Consider the following 17,219-nt stretch of genomic DNA (forward strand, 5'->3'; position numbering starts at 1 on the left):
GTACTGCCACAGGTGGGAGAGTAGGTCGTTGCCTTTCTTTATCAAACCTCAATCTTTTAAAGATTGAGGTTTTTTTTTGATCTTATTTTTAGTAAACTTATAGGATAGGTTGATCTATTTTAAAAGAAAATAAAAGTGATATAAACTATTTTAAAGCTCTTTAGAGGAAATCTTATTTATATCTTTTAATTGTTGTTGTAAGAGCCTTAAATAACTAAGTAATTTAGGAAGTTTTAGCGTAAATTAGATTTGTACATTGAAATTTGTTTTTTAATATTTACGTTTTAGAAATACGAAATGAGTTTATATAACGAAGTTTTATTTTTTATTTGTTCTTTAGGGGGGGATAATGGTTTTTTAGTTAGTATTTATTTTTTATTGCTAGATAAAACAAAGAGAGTAACTAACTTTATATTCGGATTGTTAGTTTTCTTTGTTACCATTAGAATAGGCAAATCAGTTTATACAATATTTACCCCCAAAGAAGAAAGAAATTTATTGCTCATACAAATAGGTTTATCAGCTTGTTTTTTTAATAGGTGTTTCGCTATACTTTTACTTAAAAGCATCTGTATTTAAAAAGAAAGTGATTCCATTAAAATGGATACTTCATTTTCTTTTATTATTTCTAGTAGTAATTATTGTTGGTGTTATAAAGCCTTACTCAAGTAATATTCTTTTTAGGAACACATATTTTGTTAAGTTTATTTATTTTGTTTGGGGTCTTTATATAGTATTATCAGTATTTATTTTAAAAGATATTTTTAGAAAGCTGTTTTCTAACGTAAGTTGTAATACTTCTGAAATATGGCTATTAGCTGTTTATACAAGTAGTTTACTAATTTATTTAGCCTATATAGTCGGTTACTTTTACTTTATAGGAACTGTTACTTTTTCAATAGTTTTTTATGGATTAATACTACTTTTCCTTTTCAAAGAAAAATAGAGAGTCTATTTTTAAAGACTTACCAGAAAAATACTCAGCAAAAAAGATTGAAAATGCTGAAGCAGATTCTTTAAAGTTGCAATTAGATGTTTTAATGAAAGAACAAGAACTGTATAAAAAAACCGATGTAAAATTGTCTGATATTTCAGTTAAAACAGGGGGGGCTTCTCATAAATTATCACAATTTCTAAATGATAATCTTGGAAAAAGCTTTACAACATTCTTGAATGAATATAGAATTGAGGAAGCGAAGAAACTATTGAAATAGAATCATAAAATTACTTTATAAAGTATTGGTTTTGAAGTTGTATTCTCCTCAAAATCAAACTTTTATACTACTTTTAAAAAGATTGTTGGGCAAACTCCAGCTCAATATCAGAAGCAGTTTTTATTAGGTTTTTAGTACAGAATTATAATTTAGGACGCCTAAATTATAGGACATCATTAAAAAGGGAGATTGTTTTAAGAGTTTTGAATTCAAATTAAAAATCTTTTAAAATGAAATTTATATGTACAGCAGTAGTGTCTTTCTTTTTTCTATTTGGTTTTTCACAAGAAAAAGAAGATACTAAAGGGAAATTTCTAGCTAGTATTTATGGAAGTAAACAACAGAAAGTAATTAACTACGGCAAGAGTTTTATGTCTGACGACCGTTTGTTTTATAAAAGTTTAAATCGTCCAGATGTTAATCTACCTCATTCTGATAAAGAATTGATTGAACAGACGCTTAATAATTATATTGAAGGAAGTTCTTTTAATAAAATGAATACTCTTAAAAACTCTTTTTACAAATATGTAACATTTTATTTAACAAGAAAAGATGGCTTTAAACAGTTTACTACTGAAGAATATTCAAATTTTTTTTCATCAAACAAAAAGGGAGAGTTTAATGGTAGGATAGGAGAGATCATTTCAGTTGATATAACGAATGATATTGCTACGACAAAAGTTGAAATCTTAATACCTAATCGTAAATGGAGGTTTGTAGATCTTTTTTTACTGAAGAAGTTTGCGAATAATTGGAAAATTATAAGTAAAACCGCAACTAGAGAAGCTTCTTATGAGACAGGAAATAAAATCTTATTTGTGGTTTCTAATACAGATTATTATGTAGGTACTAATATACCAACAGGAAATAGTTTTGATGAAATAGTATTGGCTTATAAAATGTTTACGGAAGCTGGGTTTAATATAGATATTATTAGTCCAAAAGGAGGTGCAATTCCTTTAAAATATGTGGATACATCTGAAAAGAATAAGAAAAAATACTTGTATGATAATGACTTTATGTATGCTTTAAAAACGACTAAAAAAACCAACAGAAGTTCATTCGTCTAGCTATAAAGCAATTTATTATGTGGTAGGTGGAAGTGCTATGCTTAATGTACCTAAGAATAAGGAAATACAAAAAATAGCTATGGATATTTATGAAAAGCAAGAAGGTGTTATCAGTGCAGTGTGTCATGGTACTGCTGGAATTGTTTTTCTAAAGAAAAGTGACGGTGAGTATGTGGTAAAAAACAAGCGAGTAAATGGGTTTCCTGAAGATCATGAAAAGAAAGAAAGAGAATATTTTAAAAGTTTTCCTTTTTTAATAAGAAAAACAGTTGAAGATCATGGAGGAAAGTTCTTTTTTCAGATGTAGCAGATGAACATGTAGAAGTGGATGGAAGGTTAGTAACTGGTCAAAATCCAGCGTCGGTACCTAAATTGGTAAGAGAGGTAATTAATATTATTAACTCCAAATAAAGTAGATTTGATTTCATAAAAAAAACTCACCAAAGGTGAGTTTTTTATTTATAATTTATTGAATATTAAGCTAACATTGTAACTGGATTCTCTAAATAAGTTTTTAAGGTTTGTAAAAACTGAGCTCCAACAGCACCGTCAACCGTTCTGTGGTCACATGCTAAGGTTAACTTCATAGTGTTTCCAACCACTATTTCTCCGTTTTTCACTACTGGTTTTTGTACAATTGCACCTACCGATAAAATAGCAGAATTAGGTTGATTGATAATTGAAGTAAAGCTTTCAATACCAAACATTCCTAAGTTAGATACCGTAAACGTACTTCCTTGCATTTCGTTAGGAGTTAGTTTTTTATTTCTAGCTTTTGACGCTAATTGACGAACTTCAATATCTATTTGATTGATATTCATGTAATCTGTATTACGAAGAACAGGTACAACTAAACCTTCAGGTACAGCAACGGCTACACCTATATTTATATGTTTATTGTATATTGTTACATCATCATTCCAAGTAGTATTAACTTGAGGATGTCTTCTCAATGCCATAGCAGAAGCTTTAACCACCATATCATTAAAGGATACTTTTGTTTCTGGCATCTGATTAATAATCTTTCTAGATTCAATAGCATTGTCCATATCTACCTCTATGTTTAAGTAGAAATGAGGAGCGGAGAATTTAGAATTAGCTAGTGCTTTAGCAATAGCTTTACGCATTTGAGAATTTTTAACTTCCTCTACAGATTCACCTGCTGCAGTAGTAAAATTAGTTACTGCTGATGGAGTTGTAGCTGTACTTGTAGCTACAGGAGCTTCAACTTTAGCAGCTGGACTATAGTTTTCAACATCTTTTTTGATGATGCGACCATTTTCTCCAGAACCTTTAATATCTGCTAAATTAATTCCTTTGTCTTTAGCAATTTTCTTAGCTAAAGGGGAAGCAAAAATACGTCCACCTTTATTATTTGATGCAGTTTCTACTGGAGTAGCTACTGTTTCTGTTTTATTTTCTTCAATTGCTTTAGGAGCTTCTTCTTGTTTTTCAGAAGAGTTGTTATTTAAAGTACCTGCTTTATGAGCTTCTACTAATGATGAAACATCAGTACCAGCTTCACCAATGATAGCTAATAAACTATCTACAGGAGCACTTTCACCTTCTTGAACACCGATATGTAACAAAGTACCTTCATTGAAAGATTCGAACTCCATTGTAGCTTTATCAGTTTCAATTTCAGCTAAAATATCACCTTCTTCAACTTTATCACCTACTTTTTTTAACCAAGAAGCAACGGTACCTTCAGTCATTGTATCACTTAAACGAGGCATGGTTACCACTTTTACTCCTTCAGGAATAGCAGTATTTGTAGATGTTGCTTTGGGTTCTTCAGTTTTAGGTTCTTCTGATTTTGTTTCAGCAGAAGCGGAAGTGTTTCCATTTAATAATGCTGAAAAATCTTCTCCTTCTTCACCAATAATAGCTAATAAACTATCAACAGGAGCTGTTTCGCCTTCTTGAACTCCGATATGTAATAAAGTTCCTTCATGGAAAGACTCGAATTCCATTGTAGCTTTATCAGTTTCGATTTCAGCTAAAATATCACCTTCTTCAACTTTATCACCTACTTTTTTTAACCAAGAAGCTACCACTCCTTCTTCCATTGTATCGCTTAAGCGAGGCATGTTTATAATTGTAGCCATAGTTTACTTAGATTTTATAAATGGATAATCTTCTTGTTCATATACCATATCATATAATTGATTAAGCTCTGGATATGGAGAATCTTCTGCGAATTTTTCACATTCCTTAACCATATCTTTTACTTCTTTATCAATTGCTTTGATCTCATCTTCTGTAGCGTACTCTTTTTCTTTGATGACATCTAAAACTTGAGTGATAGGATCTATTTTTTTATACTCTTCAACTTCGTCTTTTGTACGATAATGTTGAGCATCTGACATAGAGTGACCTCTATATCGGTATGTTTTCATTTCTAAGAAAGTAGGACCATCACCACGACGAGCTCTTTGAATAGCTTCATCTACAGCTTCAGCTACTTTGATAGGGTTCATTCCATCAACAGGTCCACAAGGCATTTCATAACCTAAGCCTAATTTCCATATATCAGTATGGTTTGCAGTTCTTTCGACAGAAGTTCCCATAGCATATCCATTATTTTCTACAATAAATACTACTGGTAATTTCCAGTTCATAGCCATGTTAAAAGTTTCATGTAAAGAACCTTGACGTGCAGCTCCATCACCAAAATAACATAAAGTAACAGCATCGCTACCTTTGTATTTATCTCCAAAAGCGATACCAGCACCTAATGGAATTTGTCCTCCTACAATTCCGTGACCACCATAGAAACGGTATTCTTTAGAGAAGATGTGCATAGAACCTCCCATACCATGAGAAGTACCTGTAGCTTTACCATATAACTCTGCCATAACACGTTTTGGATCTTCACCCATACCAATTGGTTGAACGTGATTACGATAAGCAGTAATCATTTTATCTTTAGTCAAATCCATTGCATGTAATGAACCGGCTAAAACAGCCTCTTGACCGTTGTATAAGTGTAAAAAACCTCTTACTTTTTGTTGAATGTAAACTGCAGCTAGCTTATCTTCGAATTTTCTCCAAAATAGCATGTCTCTATACCAATTGATATAGGTTTCTTTGGTGATTTTCTTCATTATATACTTAGTTGTTTATTTAAATGTTTGTTTGCTTTACTTATTACAAAACGTAGCTACAAAAATAAGTAGTTTTTAGTAATTTAAAAAAAGTTATTACTAAAAGTTGAAGAAAGGTTTTTGGTGAAGTGTAAAGGTGTAATTATTGTTCTTTAGCTACAATTATAGTGGCTTTAGCACCTGTAGCTAAATTCCACTCATTAGATGAAATTAACATACCTGCATCGTTATAAATTTTAAATGCGGCTGTGTTTGGACCAGAGGTACCTTGGTTTAAAGCTACAATTTTTATAGTGTTGATTCCTTTATCTAGAGGAATATTAAAGGACTGATAGCGTTGTCTTAGTATAAGGTTGCTAACAACAGGTACATCATTTATATAGATGGTAACCTTATCTCCGTCAGGATATTGATAATCCCTACAAATAATGTTAACACTTTTTGATTTAGTACTAAAACTCCCTAAGTCCTGATCAATAACAGGATACTGATACATTCCATTTATTTGTTTGAATGATTTTAAGTATTGTTCTTCTGCAATTTTAGCTTTAGTTAAGATTCCTTTATTTTCTAAATCTCTTTGAGCTTGTTTTTTTTGAAGTTCTTTTTGTTGTTCTTTATGTGCAGTTTTAAATCCATTGTTATTGTCAAAATCTAACGCTTTAGGTTTTTTTACTTCTTTAACAGGTGCAGTTATAACACCAAAAGCAGAATTTCCCTTTTTTTTACCATTAACAGAACCATCCATTTGTGCAAGAACATTGGATGTAACGCTACATAAAAAAATGATTACAAGTGTTGGTATTATTTTCATCATTGTAAATAAATCTAAGCAAATATAATGCCGATTTTTAAGTGATTTTAAAATAAAGGACTAAAACTAGTTATTTTACAGGAAAATCAAAAAAGGTTTTAGGGAAAGGTTCTCCTCTTAGGGTAAAATGCCACCATTCTTTACTGTAAGGTCTAAAACCATGTTTACGCATCACAGTTTGTAGTAGTTGTCTGTTCTTTTTTTGTTGTTTAGTAAGGTTCTCATAAGTAATATGAGAAGATACTCCAAAAAAATCATACGGACTTCCCATATCTAACTCTTCGCCTGTTTCTAAGTGTATAATTGTTAAATCCACAGTGCTTCCTCTTGAATGACCAGATTTTGAAGAGATATATCCTAGTTTAAACAAATGCCGTTTATTAACTTCGGGATAATATTGTTGCTTCATTAATGTATCGTCCATTACCCGAGCCCATTTTACAAAATGGTTTACTGCTGTTTGCGGGCGATAAGCATCATAAATTTTCAAACCTAATTTTTTAGTTGCTAATTCATCTTGAACTTTTTTTAAAGCTTTAGCAGTAGGGGTGGTAACTATAAGAATATTTTCTTCATATCCATTAACAGGAACCCCCATAAAATTGTTGTTATGACAGTATCTTAATTCACCTTGTATTGTAGGAGACACTTCTTTTATATATGTAAAACCTTCAGGTAATTTTTGAGACTGAATGCTTAAAGCGGCAAGTAAAAATAACGATAAAATCCATTTCATAGGGTAAAAGTAATGAAATGGATTTTAACAGTTTCTCTCTTAATGAAAGATTAACTTTTATTTATCTAAAAAATCTTGATAAGCGTTTTGACTAATAGCTCTTCCGAGAGAATCTAAAGGGTGGTAATTACCTTCTTGTATTACAGGTTTTTTGCTTACATAATCGTATACAAAGGTTCCGTTTTTAGAAACTGTACCAAATCCTTTATTAAACACATAATGTGCATATTGATTTTCAGAATTATTAAAAATATTTTTTCCAAATTGAAATTTTTCTGGATTACCTCCTAATATGTCAGTTAAAGTATATGCTAAATCACTTTGAGCGCTAAAATTATTAACAGTAATACCTGTTTTGTTGAGAGCACCACCTAACCAAACCATAGGAATTTGAAATCTTTTAGGGGAGTTAAAATAACCTTTGTGTTTAGGTAATGGATGTCCATGGTCAGATAAAATAATAACCAAAGTGTTATTCCACCAAGGTTGTTTTTTAGCTTTGTGAATAAACTTACCTATAGCTTTGTCTGTATATGCTTGTGCACTTCTGTATAAATTTTCTACAGAACTTTTACCAAATTTATATTCACCAGGGAACTCGTAAGGTTCGTGACTGGTTAATGTTAAAGCTACTTCAAAAAAAGGTTCTTTAAGGGTAGGGGAAGATAAATCTTTCATAAATCGGTCTAAAAAGATGTGATCATGCGCTCCCCATTTCGAATTCCAGTTTTCTTTGTCAAATTCAGTTCCATCAACAATTTTATCTATTTGACCATTACGTAAATAGGTAATCATATTTCCAAAATTACTATCCCCACCATAATAAAAACTAGTATTGTACCCTAATTTTTTCATCTCTTTGGTGAGTATAGGTAGCTTTCTTGCTTTGTATGGAATTTTCATTATGCTTTTTGTAGGCTGAGGATAATAGCCACTTAAAATAGCAGGAACCCCTTTATCTGTCCTGTCTCCATTTCCATAGAAATTAGTAAACAAAATACCTTCTTTAGCTAGTTTGTTTAGGTTTATAGTAACATCAGGTTCACCTCCTAATGCACCAACTGCTTTAGCAGAGAGACTTTCCCAAATAAGTAAAATGACATTTGGTTTTTTAGTATTTAAGATAGAATCTGTATTAGCTGTTAAAAGCTGATTTTTAGTTTTGTTGATGATGTTTTTAGTAATATCTTTTTTATAGTGAACATACGGGTTTTTGCCGTCGGTTTTATGAGTAATTGTATTAGCAAAGTTCCAGATAAAATTTACCGCAGCATGATTTGCAAACATATTTTTAGAGAAGTATACGTTACTTTGATTAATAGGAATGTTGGCAAAACCACCTCGTATAGGAATTATTAAGCTAGCAATTAATAATAAAAATATAGGAGCTTCTAAAAAATGCTTCTTATTCAACTTTTTAAGAACTTTGTTCAATATCTTATTAAAACAGTAAATAGTAATTACCGAAAGTAATCCCCAAGCAAAAAGTCCGCCAACTAATTGTAAAGTACTTACAGAAGCCAACATTGCTTTAGGAGTATTAATGTAATTTAAGACAGTAACATCTATACGAACTCCCCAGAATTTATACAAGGAAATATCCGTTAACATAAACAAGTTAATAACTAAAAGAATAGGGAAAGTATACCCTTTAATAATATAACCAATAATTCTTCTAGGAATCCATATTGATAGCAAAATAATTAGAAAAGGAATAGCAACCAAGTATGCAGCAAAAGAAAAATCTAATTGAATACCATACACGAATGTTTTTAGCGTAGTGATAAAACTTAATTCAGAGGTTTTATCAAAATAATATATTAAAAATAAAAGACGGGCAAGTAAAAAGTATACTACCCATAGAAAATAATATGTAAAACTAAATAAGATTCTATTTTTAAAATTAGTCATTCTAGTATGAAAAAGGTTTACTCTGTAACTTTTAAACGAGCTTTAGCTGTTACAGAAATATCTGAATAATCGTTGTTTAAATATTTTAAATACCCTGCAATGGCAATCATAGCAGCATTATCGGTGGTATACTCAAACTTTGGAATATATGTTGTCCATCCCCAATGTTTTTCAGCTAAAATTAAACGTTTTCGTATTTCTGAGTTAGCAGAAACACCACCAGCAATAGCTATGTGCTTAATACCAGTTTGTTTTATAGTATTTTTAAGCTTATCCATCAAAATTTCAATAATAGTGTATTGAATAGAAGCACAGATGTCATTAAGGTTTTCTTTGATGAAATTGGGGTTTTCTTTTACGTTTTTTTGAATAAAGTATAAGATTCCAGTTTTTAATCCGCTAAAACTAAATTCTAAGTCACCAACTTTAGGTTTGGTAAATTTAAAAGCTTTAGAGTTTCCTAATTGTGCATATTTATCAATTAAAGGTCCACCAGGATAAGGCAGACTTAAAATTTTAGCAGATTTATCAAAAGCTTCCCCAACAGCATCGTCAATTGTTTCACCTAAAATTTCCATTTCAAAATGATTGGTAATTTTTACAATTTGCGTGTGTCCACCGCTAATTGTTAAACAAACGAATGGAAAAGGAGGTATTCTACTTCCTTCTTCATCAATAAAATGAGCTAAAATATGTGCCTGCATATGGTTAACATCTATCAAAGGAATGTTTAACCCTAAGGCTAAAGACTTAGCAAAAGAAGTACCAACCAGTAATGAGCCCATTAACCCTGGGCCACGAGTAAAAGCAATTGCATTTAAATCGTTTTTAGTTATACCAGCTTGTTCAATAGCTTGTTGCACAACAGGAACAATGTTTTGTTGATGTGCTCTTGACGCTAATTCAGGAACTACACCACCATATTTAGCATGTACTTCTTGGTTTGCTACGATATTACTTAATACCTTTCCGTTACAAATTATTGAAGCACTTGTATCATCACAAGAGCTCTCAATACCTAAAATATAGATGTTTTTTGCACTCAAATCTTTTCTGATTTAGAGGACAAAAATATTGATATTACGTTAGATTTTAGTTAAAAAAAACATTTCTTTAAAATAAGGCAGCATTTTTGCTGTTTGCTGATTACTTTTGTTAAATAAGATTATAAATAAAGGAAGTTATTAAAAGATTAGGAAACATAATAGGTAAAATACTAAAGTATACAGTACTTTTTTTACTCTTGCTTTTTATTTTACTATCTCTCCCTTTTGTGCAAAGTCAACTTGCTAAACAAGCAACTAATTGGGTGAATAAAGAATTTAATACTAATATAGTTGTAAAAAAAATTGACTTGTCTTGGTTGGGAAGTGTCCAGTTAAAAGAAATTGAGATTAGAGACCATCACAAAGACACTTTAATATTTGTGAATAATCTAACTACTTCTTTACAAAATGCTAAACGTATATTAGAAAATCAAGTAGATTTAGGAGAAGCTTCTTTAAGTGGCGTTCATTTTTATATGAAAACATATAAAGGTGAAAAGAATGATAACATGTCTATTTTTATAGATAGTTTTGAAGACGGAAAACCTAAAGATAGTTTAGCTGCACCGTTTGTTCTTAAAAGTGATAAAATTTCTTTAGATGATTTAACTTTTAAGTTAATGGATGAAAATAAACAAGACCCTCTTGAATTTGCAGCGTATAAAGCAGGAGCCGAATTAGATGATTTTTCTATTATAGGCCCTGATGTTTCTATGAAAATAAGAAACATGTACTTTACTGAAAACAGGGGAGTAAATGTATCAAACTTAGCTACCGATTTTACATATACAAAATCCTTTATGGATTTTAGTAATACAATTTTAGCAACAGACAATGACACAAAATTGCAAGCAGAAGTTAAATTTACCTATAATCGCAAAGATTTTTTAAACTTTAATGATAAAGTTAGGATAAAGGCTAAATTTCAAGAAAGTGTAGTCTCTGTAAGAGATTTAAACAAACTATATAGTGAAATTGGCGGACATGATTTTCTTTATATAAGTGGAGATATTGATGGTGTTTTGAACAATTTTAGTGCTAGTAATGTAAGAGTACACTCAAAAGGAGGTATGAGAATTATTGGAGATATGGGGTTTGTTAACGCAGTTAAAACTAGTAGGGGTTTTGTATTTGATGCGGACTTAGACAATCTTACAGCAAATTATTATCAACTAAGAAATGTACTACCAAATTTATTAGGAAGAACATTGCCAACAGAATTTCAAAGACTAGGAAATTTTACTTTGAATGGAATAGTAAGAGTAACTCCACAACAAATGGACGCTACAGTATCAGTAAAATCAGAAATTGGAACCGCAATTTCTGATCTTCAATTAACCAATATTGATAATATTGATAAATCTGAGTATACAGGAGAGGTAGAGTTTAAAAATTTTGATCTTGGAATCTTTGCTAATGATCCTGTATTAGGAACTGTTTCATTAAAAGCGGATGTTAATGGGAGTGGGTTTAATGTAGATAATGTAAACACCATAATAATAGGAAAAGTAAGTAGTTTGTTCTTTAATGAGTATGAATACAAAAACTTACAAGTAAATGGACAGTTTCAAAATAAAAAGTTTGACGGTTTACTTAATGCGGATGATGATAACTTTAAGTTGAAATTTGAAGGACTAGCAGATTTTTCATCAGAGATTAACAAATTTGATTTTATCGCTGATGTTGATAGAATTGATTTAAAAAAGACAAATTTGTTTACCCGTGATAGTATTTCTGAATTAAAAGGGAATATTAATTTAAATATTTCAGGAAATACATTTGATGATATTATTGGTAAAGCAACGTTTAAAAACTTAATCTACACAAATCAAAAACAAAGTTACCCATTCAAGAGCTTTGAAGTAAATTCATCAGTAAAAGATAGTATAAAAACTATTGAAGTAAATTCATCAGATATTGTAAAAGGATCTCTTAAAGGTAAATTTTCTTTCGAAGAGTTGTTACCTATCACTCAAAATGCTTTAGGTAGTGTGTATACAAACTATCGTCCGCATGAAGTAGCGCCAAACCAGTTTTTAGATTTTGACTTTACAATTTATAATCAAATTATAGATGTTTTTTTACCAAATATTTCTATAGGAAAGAATACACGATTAAAAGGACGTATTAATTCAGATAAAAACTCATTAAAACTAACGTTTGAATCTCCAGAAATAAACGCGTATAAAAATATAATAGAAGGAGTGGTGTTAAGATTAGATAATAAAAACCCGCTTTATAGTACTCACTTAACTGCAAATAAGGTGAATACAAAATATTATAACATTGAGAAATTAAACTTGTTAAACCGTACCAAAAATGATACGCTATTCTTTAAGTCTGTTTTTAAAGGAGGAAAAAATTATGAAGAAAGTTTTAGTTTAGATTTTTTCTATACAATCAATGAACTTCAAAAATCTGTAGTAGGAATTCAAAAATCGAAGCTATATTACAAGGGGTTTGATTGGGAAGTAAATCCAAATGATGATAAAAATAACAAAGTAACATTTGATTTACAAAAAGATGAATTTACAATCAGCCCATTTATTTTGAAATCGGGAGAACAAAGAATCGATTTCAAAGGAGTTTTAAGAGATAGTACTTACAAAGATTTTCAAGCAGATTTTAATAAAGTTAAATTAGCTAGCTTTTTACCCCCTATCGATAGTTTAAAATTAGATGGTAAATTAAATGGACAATTAGCATTTAAACAAGAAAATGAAACGATAGCTCCAGTTGGTAATTTATACATAGAGAATTTTGACATTAATAATTATTCGCAAGGAAATTTGGCGTTAAATGTTACGGGAGATAATTCTTATGAAAAATACAATGTTAATCTATCTCTAGAAAATAAAAATGCAAAAAACATATCTGCTACTGGTGGAATTGATTTTTCAAAGGATAGGCCAATTATAGATTTAGATATTTACTTGAAAGAGTATGATATTGCTGCTTTCAGTCCATTAGGAGAAGATGTATTGTCTAAACTAAGAGGAAAAGTAACAGGAGATTTTACAGCAACAGGTTATTTAAGAAATCCTGATTTTAACGGAGTTTTAAATTTTGAAAATGCAGGATTAGCTTTTCCGTATTTAAATGTAGATTTTAATCTTAAAGGAAATACAAGTGTTGTTTTAGACAAACAAGAATTTATACTAAAAGACATAATCTTAGAGGATACAAAGTATCTTACACAAGGAGATTTATCTGGGAGTATTGTACATCAAAACTTTAAAGATTGGTTTTTAAATTTTGATATCAATACACAAAATTTACTGATTTTAGACACACAAGAAACTGAAGAATCTCAGTATTATGGAACAGGTTTTTTAAATGGAGAAGCTAAAATTAGAGGGCTTACTAGCTTTTTAGATATTGAGGTTAACGGAAAAACAAACAAAGGAACTTTATTTGTAATTCCATTAAGTGATGTTAAAACAATTGATAATTACAAGTTAATTAGATTTAAAACAGGAGAAGAAGAAGAAGGAACTAAAGGAAAAGTTATTGGAGATATTAAAGGTCTTGACTTAAGACTTAATCTAGCCGTAACAAAAGATGCTGTAGCACAAGTTGTAATAGATAAAGTTTCAGGAAGTGAGTTAAAAGGAAGTGGAGAAGGAAACCTTAGAATTGATATTGATACACGAGGTAAGTTTAATATGTTTGGAGACTTTACGGTAGATAATGGTTTTTATAATTTTAAGTATGCAGGAATAACAAAACCCTTTATTGTACAAAAAGGAGGAACTATTTCTTGGAATGGAGATCCTTATGAAGCCGATTTAGATATAACAGCAGTATATAGAACTAAAGCAAACCCAGCACAGTTATTAGATAATATTAATTCAAATCGTAAGATTCCAATTGATTTATACACCAAAATTACAGGAGGTCTATTTAGTTCAAAACAAGAGTTTGATATTAAAATACCAAATGCAAACTCAACAGTAAGTTCTGAGTTAGAATTTATTTTAAATGAGAATGACTTAAACACTAAAATGCAGCACTTTTCATTTTTGTTAGCCTTCGGTACATTTTATAATCCAGATGCTATTGGAAGTAGTGCAAGTTCAGGAATTACAGGAACAGCTTCAGAAATAGCTTCAGGAATTTTGACAAATATGTTAAATAGCGATGGAAATAAATTTCAGTTAGGAGTAGGATATACACAAGGAGATAGAGGAGATGTAGACAACCTTAATTCAGACGATCAAGTAGATGTATCTGTATCAACGCAATTAAGTGATAGGGTATTGGTTAATGGTAAAGTAGGAGTTCCTGTTGGAGCTAATACACAAACCAGTGTAGTGGGAGAAGTAAAAGTAGAGGTCCTTTTAAATGAAGAAGGTAATTTAAGAGGTACAGTATTTAATCGCCAAAATGAAGTGCAATATTCCACAGAAGAAGAAGGATATACACAAGGGGTAGGGATTTCTTATCAAGTTAACTTTAATAATTTACGGGACTTGGGGAAAAAATTAGGGTTAAATAAAAAAGAAAAGAAGAAAGAAGTAAAAAAAGATACCTTAAAACCAAAGAAAAAAGGATTGATAAATTTTAAATCAAAAGAGAAAAAATAACCAAACTATTTTTATGAATAGAACTATTAAAGATTACTTCGTAATCATGTTAAAGGGAATTGCTATGGGAGCAGCTGATGTGGTTCCAGGTGTTTCAGGAGGTACCATTGCGTTTATTTCAGGAATTTATGAAGAACTACTAGGTTCTATTAGTAATATTAATTTAAAGTTACTTAAAACTTTAAAAAAAGAAGGTTTTAAATCAGCTTGGAAACAAGTAAATGGTAACTTTTTAGTAACTCTTTTTGTTGGAATTTTTATTAGTATCGTTTCGTTAGCAAAAATGATTTCTTGGTTATTAATGCACCATCCAGTTTTAGTATGGTCTTTTTTCTTTGGGTTAGTATTAGCAAGTGTTATTTACATAGCAAAACAAGTTACTCAATGGAATCTCGTTTCAGGAATTTTACTAATGTTGGGAGCTATATTAGCTTATTACATCACAACGCTAAATCCGTTGGTTTCAGAAAACTCTTCAATGTCATTTATGTTTTTAGCAGGGGCAATAGCAATTTGCGCTATGATTTTACCAGGTATATCAGGATCTTTTATACTAGTGTTATTAGGAGCCTATAAACCAGTATTAGCAGCCGTAAACAACCGTGATTTAACAACTATAACAGTTGTTGGTTTAGGAGCGATTGTAGGTTTATTACTTTTTTCAAGAGTTTTAAAGTATCTGTTTGAAAACTATAAAAACCATACTCTCGTTGTCTTAACAGGGTTTATAATAGGGTCATTAAACAAAATTTGGCCTTGGAAGAAAGTATTGACATACAGAACCAATTCACACGGAGAACAAATCCCTTTTAATGAGTTATCTATTTCACCATTTTCCTACGATGGAAATCCACAATTAATGTATGCAATAATCTTAGCCTTAATTGGTTTTGCACTTATTTTATTGCTAGAAAAATTAGCAGTAAAAAAGCACTAGAAAATAACTAACTTAGCGTTCTAATCAAACCGCATGTATAAAGAGCGCACGCTATCACAAAAAATAACCCTTTTTTTAAAAGGCTTGATAATGGGAGGAGCCAACAAGGTACCAGGAGTCTCAGGGGGCATGGTAGCTTTTGTAATGGGGTTTTATGAAGAGCTTATTTATACTTTTCAAAGAATCAATGGTAAAGCTTTTAAACTGTTGTTTAATGGACGTTTTAAAAGTTTTGCAACCTATACCAATTTACAATTTTTAGTTTGGGTAATGGCAGGAAGTATGTTCAGCTACTTCAGTGTATCTCTTATTTTAGATTATTTCTTGAAAAATTACGAACTGTATGTATGGTCATGGTTTTTTGGAATGATTATAGGCTCTATTTATTATATATCGAAAGATTTTGGAGAATGGAAACTTAAAACAGTTTTAGGACTATTTATTGGAGCATCAGTTGGAATCTCTATTAGTTTTATGACACCCGCTACAGAAAATGATAATCTTTGGTTTGTCTTCTTATGTGGTATTATAGGAGTTTCAGGAATGACATTACCAGGACTTTCAGGCTCATTTATTCTTATATTATTAGGAAACTATGTTTTGTTGTTAGTAGACAGTGTAAATGTATTAGGCAATGTAATTACAAATCTATTGTCTGGAAACTTTGAAGTACTGAATGATCAAGTAAAAGTTCGTTACTTAAAAATTATAGGAGTTTTTACAGCAGGTTCAGCTTTTGGGCTTGTGTCTATTTCACATGTTTTAGGGTATGTTTTAAAAAGATGGCATGAAATTGTAACAGCAATTATTATAGGTTTTATTACTGGGTCATTAGGTGTTGTTTGGCCATGGAAAGAAACTATTTATAAAAAAGAAGCAGGTGTGTTTTTGCTTGATCAGAGTGGGAACAAAATTATAGAAAATTACCAGAGATTTATACCCAATTTTAACAATCAAGAAACATGGGTTTCTATAGGATTCATTATTATTGGAATTGCATTAATACTAATTATTGATTTTTATGACCAAAAAAGAAAATAAGCATTTATATGCTTTAGTAGGAAAGAACATTTCGTACTCATTTTCTCGCGGATATTTTACCGAAAAATTTGAAAAATTAGATTTAAAAAATCATGAGTATATCAATTTTGATATTCAATCAATACATGAACTACCTGAAAAAATAAAAGAAAATAAAAAACGCTTAAAAGGAATGAATGTTACGATTCCATATAAGTTAGATGTTTTTAATTTTTTAGATAGAATAGACAAGAGAGCTCTAAAAGTAGGAGCAGTTAATACTATTAAAATAACCAAGAAAGGGAGATTAAAAGGATATAATACTGATGTGTATGGGTTTAAAAAATCATTAAAACCATTAGTAAAGAAATATCATAAAAGAGCCTTGATATTGGGAACAGGTGGGGCATCTAAGGCTGTAGCCTATGTATTTGAAAGCTTAGGAGTGAAATATAAATATGTATCTAGAACTCCTGAAGGAAAAAAGCAAATCTCCTATCAAGATATAGGTAAAGAACTTATAGAATCACATTATATAATTGTAAATTGTACACCGTTAGGTACACATCCAAACGTAGAGAACTGTCCAGATATTCCATATAAATTTTTATCAGATAAACATTTATTATACGATTTAATATATAATCCGTCAGAAACTACTTTTTTACGTAAAGGTAAAGAGCAGGGAGCAACTATAAAAAATGGATTAGAGATGTTAGAGCTACAAGCAGAAAAAGCTTGGAAAATATGGAATAATAGCTAAAATTTTAAAAACTAA

At 30.4% G+C, this 17,219-nt stretch carries 14 protein-coding genes; 8 read left to right on the top strand and 6 right to left on the bottom strand.

Annotated features, from left to right (window positions below; translation table 11 throughout):
* Nucleotides 1-1,040 precede the first annotated feature (1,040 nt).
* The 4 genes from ABHQ57_RS11540 to ABHQ57_RS11555 all read left to right on the top strand — a co-directional run bounded on the left by ABHQ57_RS11540 (nucleotide 1,041) and on the right by ABHQ57_RS11555 (nucleotide 2,591).
* The gene (locus ABHQ57_RS11540; protein WP_167714112.1) at nucleotides 1,041-1,214 is read left to right on the top strand and encodes an AraC family transcriptional regulator; all 174 of its coding nucleotides are present in this window, start codon (nucleotides 1,041-1,043) and stop codon (nucleotides 1,212-1,214) included.
* Nucleotides 1,215-1,238: 24 nt separating this feature from the next.
* Nucleotides 1,239-1,349: an AraC family transcriptional regulator gene (locus tag ABHQ57_RS11545; RefSeq protein ID WP_167714307.1), complete on the top strand. Its 111-nt coding sequence runs from the start codon at nucleotides 1,239-1,241 to the stop codon at nucleotides 1,347-1,349.
* 95 nt (nucleotides 1,350-1,444) lie between these two features.
* Complete coding sequence (locus ABHQ57_RS11550; protein ID WP_167714111.1) at nucleotides 1,445-2,284, top strand: nuclear transport factor 2 family protein; 840 nt, start codon at nucleotides 1,445-1,447, stop codon at nucleotides 2,282-2,284.
* A gap of 19 nt (nucleotides 2,285-2,303) precedes the next feature.
* A complete protein-coding gene (locus tag ABHQ57_RS11555; RefSeq protein ID WP_167714110.1) occupies nucleotides 2,304-2,591 on the top strand; it encodes a hypothetical protein in 288 nt (95 codons plus the stop codon).
* Between the two features lie 169 nt (nucleotides 2,592-2,760).
* On the opposite strand, the gene ABHQ57_RS11560 is transcribed toward ABHQ57_RS11555, so the two are convergent.
* The 6 genes from ABHQ57_RS11560 to tsaD all read right to left on the bottom strand — a co-directional run bounded on the left by ABHQ57_RS11560 (nucleotide 2,761) and on the right by tsaD (nucleotide 9,898).
* Entirely contained in the window at nucleotides 2,761-4,392 is a 1,632-nt protein-coding gene (locus ABHQ57_RS11560; protein ID WP_167714109.1) for a pyruvate dehydrogenase complex dihydrolipoamide acetyltransferase, read from the bottom strand.
* A 3-nt stretch (nucleotides 4,393-4,395) separates the two neighbouring features.
* Nucleotides 4,396-5,391, bottom strand: coding sequence for a pyruvate dehydrogenase (acetyl-transferring) E1 component subunit alpha (pdhA, locus tag ABHQ57_RS11565; RefSeq protein WP_047790615.1), 996 nt, complete (start codon nucleotides 5,389-5,391; stop codon nucleotides 4,396-4,398).
* A gap of 142 nt (nucleotides 5,392-5,533) precedes the next feature.
* A complete protein-coding gene (locus tag ABHQ57_RS11570; protein WP_231128425.1) occupies nucleotides 5,534-6,208 on the bottom strand; it encodes a hypothetical protein in 675 nt (224 codons plus the stop codon).
* A gap of 67 nt (nucleotides 6,209-6,275) precedes the next feature.
* Nucleotides 6,276-6,941, bottom strand: a complete 666-nt coding sequence (locus ABHQ57_RS11575; RefSeq protein ID WP_167714108.1) for a M15 family metallopeptidase — start codon at nucleotides 6,939-6,941, stop codon at nucleotides 6,276-6,278.
* Between the two features lie 57 nt (nucleotides 6,942-6,998).
* Nucleotides 6,999-8,852 carry an LTA synthase family protein gene (locus ABHQ57_RS11580; protein WP_231128424.1) on the bottom strand — a complete coding sequence of 618 codons (1,854 nt, stop codon included), beginning with the start codon at nucleotides 8,850-8,852 and terminating at the stop codon, nucleotides 6,999-7,001.
* Between the two features lie 17 nt (nucleotides 8,853-8,869).
* The gene (gene tsaD, locus ABHQ57_RS11585) at nucleotides 8,870-9,898 is read right to left on the bottom strand and encodes a tRNA (adenosine(37)-N6)-threonylcarbamoyltransferase complex transferase subunit TsaD (RefSeq protein WP_167714107.1); all 1,029 of its coding nucleotides are present in this window, start codon (nucleotides 9,896-9,898) and stop codon (nucleotides 8,870-8,872) included.
* A 227-nt stretch (nucleotides 9,899-10,125) separates the two neighbouring features.
* Here tsaD and ABHQ57_RS11590 point away from each other — a divergent pair, with 227 nt between their 5' ends.
* Genes ABHQ57_RS11590 through ABHQ57_RS11605 form a run of 4 tightly spaced genes read left to right on the top strand, consistent with a single transcriptional unit; the run spans nucleotide 10,126 to nucleotide 17,204 of the window.
* Nucleotides 10,126-14,484: a translocation/assembly module TamB domain-containing protein gene (locus ABHQ57_RS11590; RefSeq protein ID WP_389863751.1), complete on the top strand. Its 4,359-nt coding sequence runs from the start codon at nucleotides 10,126-10,128 to the stop codon at nucleotides 14,482-14,484.
* Between the two features lie 13 nt (nucleotides 14,485-14,497).
* Nucleotides 14,498-15,421 (top strand): DUF368 domain-containing protein, encoded by a 924-nt coding sequence (locus ABHQ57_RS11595; RefSeq protein ID WP_167714105.1) that lies wholly within the window; start codon nucleotides 14,498-14,500, stop codon nucleotides 15,419-15,421.
* A 33-nt stretch (nucleotides 15,422-15,454) separates the two neighbouring features.
* Nucleotides 15,455-16,462 (top strand): DUF368 domain-containing protein, encoded by a 1,008-nt coding sequence (locus ABHQ57_RS11600; protein ID WP_073183416.1) that lies wholly within the window; start codon nucleotides 15,455-15,457, stop codon nucleotides 16,460-16,462.
* Nucleotides 16,443-17,204, top strand: a complete 762-nt coding sequence (locus ABHQ57_RS11605; RefSeq protein WP_167714103.1) for a shikimate dehydrogenase — start codon at nucleotides 16,443-16,445, stop codon at nucleotides 17,202-17,204. Before ABHQ57_RS11600 ends, ABHQ57_RS11605 begins: the two co-directional genes overlap by 20 nt.
* Nucleotides 17,205-17,219: the final 15 nt, after the last annotated feature.

Origin of the sequence: Tenacibaculum sp. ZH5_bin.1 (genome assembly GCF_042865525.1) — a bacterium.
GTDB classification, from domain to species: domain Bacteria; phylum Bacteroidota; class Bacteroidia; order Flavobacteriales; family Flavobacteriaceae; genus Polaribacter; species Polaribacter mesophilus.